The organism is Streptomyces sp. LS1784 (assembly GCF_020103755.1).
Classification (GTDB): domain Bacteria; phylum Actinomycetota; class Actinomycetes; order Streptomycetales; family Streptomycetaceae; genus Kitasatospora.
In genome coordinates this window covers 1-1757 of sequence record NZ_JAHSQD010000992.1, presented here as the reverse complement: position 1 = coordinate 1757, position 1757 = coordinate 1, and the positions used below count along the sequence as shown (strand labels likewise).

General features: G+C 73.6%; 1 protein-coding gene. It reads left to right on the top strand.

All coding sequences use genetic code 11. From position 1 onward, the window contains the following. Positions 1–121: 121 nt before the first annotated feature. Positions 122–1477 (top strand): VWA domain-containing protein, encoded by a 1356-nt coding sequence (locus KS423_RS44985; protein WP_224285441.1) that lies wholly within the window; start codon positions 122–124, stop codon positions 1475–1477. Positions 1478–1757 lie beyond the last annotated feature (280 nt).

The window sequence follows — 1757 nt, the reverse complement described above, 5'->3', positions numbered from 1 at the left end:
GCCGACGGCCTGACAGACCGCCCGCCGGACGCCCCGGCGCCACGGCCCGCCGGCCCGCCCGGCGGGCCGCCCGACCGTCCTGAGCACGTCCACCCCTCACCCGACGGGAGCCGACCGCCCCATGGCAACACTGGCGAAGCCGAACCTGCCCAGGTTCAACGTGGAGATCTTCCAGAACGAGTACCTGGCCGACGGCGCCCGCGAGGTCAACGCCATCGTCACCGTCACCGCGACCGGCGGCGGCACCTCCGGCGGCCGGCCGCTCGGCTTCGCCGACGCCACCCCGGCGGGCACCGGCACCGCGGCGGCCGTGGTCATCCTGGTGGACTGCTCGGGCTCGATGGACTACCCCAAGACCAAGATCAACGGCGCCCGCGAGGCCACCGCCGCCGCCATCGACGCACTGCGCGACGGCACCGCCTTCGCCGTGGTCGCCGGCACCCACGAGGCCCGCGACATCTACCCCGGCGACGGCACCCTCGCCACCGCCTCCGCCACCACCCGCGAACAGGCCAAGGAGTCGCTGCGCCGGCTCACCGCGGCCGGTGGCACCGCGATGGGCACCTGGCTGGCCAAGGCCGACACGCTCTTCCTCACCCGCCGTGACATCGCCATCCGGCACGCCATCCTGCTCACCGACGGCAACAACGAGCACGAGTCGGCCGAGGAACTGGCCCGCAACATCGAGCGGGTGACCGGCCACTTCACCGCCGACTGCCGCGGCGTGGGCACCGACTGGCGGATCGACGAGCTGCGCAGGATCTCCTCGGCGCTGCTCGGCACCACCGACATCGTCGCCGAACCCTCCGGCCTGGCCCAGGACTTCCGCGCGATGATGGCCGGCGCGATGGGCAAGCAGGTCGCCGACGTCGCGCTGCGGATCTGGACCCCGGCCAACGCCACGGTCAGGTTCGTCAAGCAGGTCGCCCCCGCGGTCGAGGACCTGACCTCCCGCCGCACCGAGGCCGGCCCCCGGGCCGGCGACTACCCCACCGGCTCCTGGGGCGACGAGAGCCGTGACTACCACGTCTGCGTCGAGGTGCCGGCCGCCTCGGTCGGCAACGAGATGCTCGCCGCCCGGGTCAGCCTGGTGCTGCCCGAACAGGTCGCCGGCGGCACCTCGGAGGTGCTCACCCAGGGCCTGGTCAAGGCGGTCTGGACCGACGACCTGGCCTCCTCCACCCGGATCAGCCCGCAGGTCGCCCACTACACCGGGCAGGCCGAGCTCGCCTCCTCCATCCAGGAGGGCCTGGAGGCCCACCGGGCCGGGGACGTGGACCGCGCGACCTCCAAGCTGGGCGCCGCCGTCCGGATCGCGCACGCGACCGGGAACGAGGGCACCTACAAGCTGCTCCAGAAGGTGGTGGACGTGGTGGACCCGAAGGAGGGTACGGTTCGGTTCCGTAAGAACGTGAGCGAGGCCGACTCGATGACCCTTGAGACCCGGTCGACCAAGACGGTACGTGTGAAGAAGTGACCGCTGAAGACGTGACCGGGCCGGCATCCCGGCGCGACACCGCACCGAGCCGGCCCGAAACGAGGGGGACCTGATGCCGATCTGCCCGAGGGGCCACGAGTCGCAGGCCGAGGACTGGTGCGACTTCTGCGGCTTCCCCATGACTCCGCCGGCCCCCACGCCGGGGGCACCCGGAGGCTATCCGGGGGCGCACGGAGCCGACCCCGCGCCCGGCATGCACGCCGGGCACCCGGGGCACGGCGGCGCGCCCTTCGGTGCGCCGCCGCCTCCGCCGCCGATG